Source organism: Leuconostoc sp., from assembly GCF_965300815.1.
Genome location: NZ_CBDKZH010000057.1, coordinates 1 through 3,309, shown reverse-complemented (window position 1 = coordinate 3,309; position 3,309 = coordinate 1). Strand labels below are relative to the sequence as shown.

Annotated in this window: 4 protein-coding genes; 3 read left to right on the top strand and 1 reads right to left on the bottom strand. The window is 45.6% G+C overall.

Going from position 1 to position 3,309, the window contains the following annotated elements; genetic code table 11:
- On the bottom strand, positions 1 to 431 hold a 431-nt coding region (locus ACW12G_RS04955), incomplete at its 3' end, for a deoxyuridine 5'-triphosphate nucleotidohydrolase (protein WP_455647409.1).
- A 225-nt stretch (positions 432 to 656) separates the two neighbouring features.
- Here ACW12G_RS04955 and ACW12G_RS04950 point away from each other — a divergent pair.
- The 3 genes from ACW12G_RS04950 to ACW12G_RS04940 all read left to right on the top strand — a co-directional run bounded on the left by ACW12G_RS04950 (position 657) and on the right by ACW12G_RS04940 (position 3,212).
- Positions 657 to 938, top strand: coding sequence for a GNAT family N-acetyltransferase (locus ACW12G_RS04950; RefSeq protein WP_010002509.1), 282 nt, complete (start codon positions 657 to 659; stop codon positions 936 to 938).
- Positions 935 to 1,624, top strand: coding sequence for a ribose-5-phosphate isomerase RpiA (gene rpiA / locus ACW12G_RS04945; protein WP_147000832.1), 690 nt, complete (start codon positions 935 to 937; stop codon positions 1,622 to 1,624). The genes ACW12G_RS04950 and rpiA overlap by 4 nt, the downstream gene beginning before the upstream one ends.
- Positions 1,625 to 1,787: 163 nt before the next feature.
- Complete coding sequence (locus tag ACW12G_RS04940; protein ID WP_455647408.1) at positions 1,788 to 3,212, top strand: aspartate ammonia-lyase; 1,425 nt, start codon at positions 1,788 to 1,790, stop codon at positions 3,210 to 3,212.
- Positions 3,213 to 3,309: the final 97 nt, after the last annotated feature.

Genomic DNA, 3,309 nt, shown 5'->3' with positions numbered 1-3,309 from the left:
CCTTTTTTAATCACGACATCTTTAAGCCCAAAATTAATGAATTGGAAGAAAATTTCCCCTTCGTTGCTTGGGTTATTGTAGTAATCGGCATCAACAATGCCAACAGCATTTGGCATCATTAAGCGCTTTTTAATCGGACCACTTGAACGTGATACCAATTGCAAATATTCCCCTTCACCCATGTAGGCCTTAATACCCGTTGGGACAAGCACCGGCTTAAGCAGCCCTTGCAAGTCCTCATCATCACGTACATTTTTTAATTTCCCGAGTGATAAGATGTTTAAGCCACGGAAAAAAGGATTACTCAATGCACTGGGAATCACAATTTCTTCTGAGGCTTCAAAGTCATACCCAGCCGCTGCTTGCGTACTCCGCTTTGGCAAATTAAGCCCGTCGTTCACCTTTGTTGACACAATTTCAAATCCACGCATGTTTAATCACCAACCACAGTCATTCAAAGCCACGACTATGGTCGTTTTCCTCCATTTATTTAGTCAAATTGATTTACTTTGTATTATACGGTAAAACCGTAGCTGTTGCCGCCGATTTTTGGCACGCATCATCCCCAATAGCCGTGTCCTGCGGTATAATGGAACTAGTTAGATTATCACTGGTGATTTTCGCATCACCGTATCGTCACGAAATGGAGAAGCATGATGGACTTTCAACATGAACCCGGTCGTTACTTTTTAGAAGCAGATGGTAAACGTCTCGCTGAAATTACTTACACAACCATCAATGATGGCCAAACCTATGCGATCAATTCAACCATTGTTGACCCCGCACTACGCGGTCAAGGGGTTGCAGCAGCACTTCTTGACGCCGTTGTTGACGAAGCACGGGCAAACGGCATGACCGTGCATCCGATTTGCAGTTATGCCCGTAAGGCATTTTTTAACCAACCAGACAAATACCAGGAGATTCAGTACAAGCCATGACCCAAGAACAACAAAAGCTGATTGCTGGCCGACGGGCCGCAGAATTTGTCCAAAATGACATGGTTGTTGGGATTGGCTCTGGTTCAACGATTGCGCATGTCATCAATGCGTTAGGTGAACGCGTGGCGCACGAAAACCTCAAAATCGTTGGCGTTGCCACTTCGGAAAAAACGCGCCGTAACGCTGCCCAACTCGGCATACCAATGTATAACGTCGACGACGTTGATCAAATCGATTTGACCATTGATGGTGCTGACCAGATTTCCGATGATTTTTCAGCCATTAAAGGTGGCGGTGCCGCCCTTCTATGGGAAAAAATCGTGGCCTTTAATTCTCGCGAAAATATCTGGGTGATTGATGCCAGCAAGCAAGTGCCCAAGTTAAATCAGTATTTGCCAGTTGAAGTCATTCCCTATGGTTCTCACCAATTATTCAAACGTTTTGCGGCTGAAGGCTTCCAACCGACTTGGCGTCTTGACCAAAATGGTAACCCTGTTCGCACAGACTCGGCTAATTTCCTCATTGATTTACATTTACCTGTGATTGATCACCCCCGCGCCTTCGGTGATGAACTCATCAAGATGGTGGGCGTTGTCGAACACGGCCTCTTCACCGATGTTGTGAACCGTGTTGTGATTGGCGAACCCGATGATTACGTGCGTGTGATCGATGTCAACCCCCGATAAAAAGCGTGTTAGCACACGCTTTTTTTATTTGGTTTAAATTTTATTACAGTGAAATATGTTGTTATATCAACGCTACCGCATGTCATAATAAGTAACATGTTTAATTGGTCTAGCTGTTCGCCGATATAGAATATAGCTATAGCAATTTAATAAGGAGATCATCATGCGTACCGAAACTGACTCACTGGGTCCATTGAACATTCCTCAAACTGCCTATTATGGGATTCACACGCAACGGGCATTGCACAATTTTCCAATTGCAACCCAAGTGACACACCCAGAGTTAATTCGCGCATTTTTGGAAATTAAACAAGCAGCAGCCCAAACCAATGCCACATCCGGCAATTTAGATCGTTCTGTGGCCAAACATATCGTGCGGGCAACCAAGCAATTGCTCAGCCAACCATTCAAACCAGAATTATTTCCAATTAGTGATATTCAAGGCGGTGCTGGGACGTCAACCAATATGAACGTCAATGAAGTCATCGCCAATGTCGCATTAGAACAAACCGGCCGGTTACGTGGTGACTATGCTTATATCCATCCCAACGACCACGTCAATATGGGTCAAAGTACCAACGACACATATCCTAGTGCGGGTAAAATCGCCCTCATCCGTCTCCTTGAACCATTATTTACTGAATTACTCGCCTTGATTGACGCGCTTGGCAACAAAGCGGATGAATTTTCAGCCACATATAAAATGGGTCGTACCCAACTTCAAGACGCTGTCCCAATGACCTTGGGTAACAGTTTCCATCCCTGGATAACGCCGCTGCGGCGTGATGTTGAGCGCATTACCGCAGCACGTAATGCGCTCTATCTCTTAAATATGGGTGGCTCAGCCATCGGTTCTGGGATTAACGTCAGTTATCATTACCAAGTGCATATCGTGCCTAATTTGGCTGGTATTACTAACTTACCTTTGGTACAAGCGCACGATCTCTTTGACGCGACCCAGAATCTTGATTGTTTTGTCGCTCTCTCTGGTACCCTCAAAACTTTAGCGATGAACCTGTCAAAAATTTCTAACGACTTGCGTTTGCTGAGTTCAGGCCCTCGATCAGGGTTGTCGGAAATTAACCTACCGGCCCCACAGGCGGGCTCATCGATTATGCCTGGCAAAATCAATCCCGTTATTCCCGAAGTCGTTAACCAAGTGGCCTTTGAAATGTTTGGGTTTGATGCGACCGTGACAGCTGCCGCAGAGGCTGGTCAGTTAGAACTGAATGCCTTTGAACCCATTGTCTTTCGGTCACTGTTTGCCGGCATTGAGCATTTAACGGCAGCCATGCAAACTTTAAGAATCAACGCGATTGATGGCATTACCAGCAACAAGGCGCGCTTGTCTCAAGATATTGATCTTTCAGCCAGCTTTGCCACGGCGATGGCACCAATTATCGGTTATCAAGAAGCGGCTAAAATTGCCAAGGAATCCCTACGTACCGGTAAATCACTCCAACAAATTGCGGAAAAGAAAAAACTCTTCACCACAGAGCAATTAACCCGTATTTTCCGCGTTGAAGATATCGTGATTAATGCGCGCACTCCTGAGCACGGCTTAGTCTTACACGCACCAAAATCATAAGCCAAAGAAAAACCGGCATACGTGATGTATGCCGGTTTTTTTGATTGCCCCTGCTGGATTCGAACCAGCGCATAGCGGTACCAAAAACCGCTGCCTT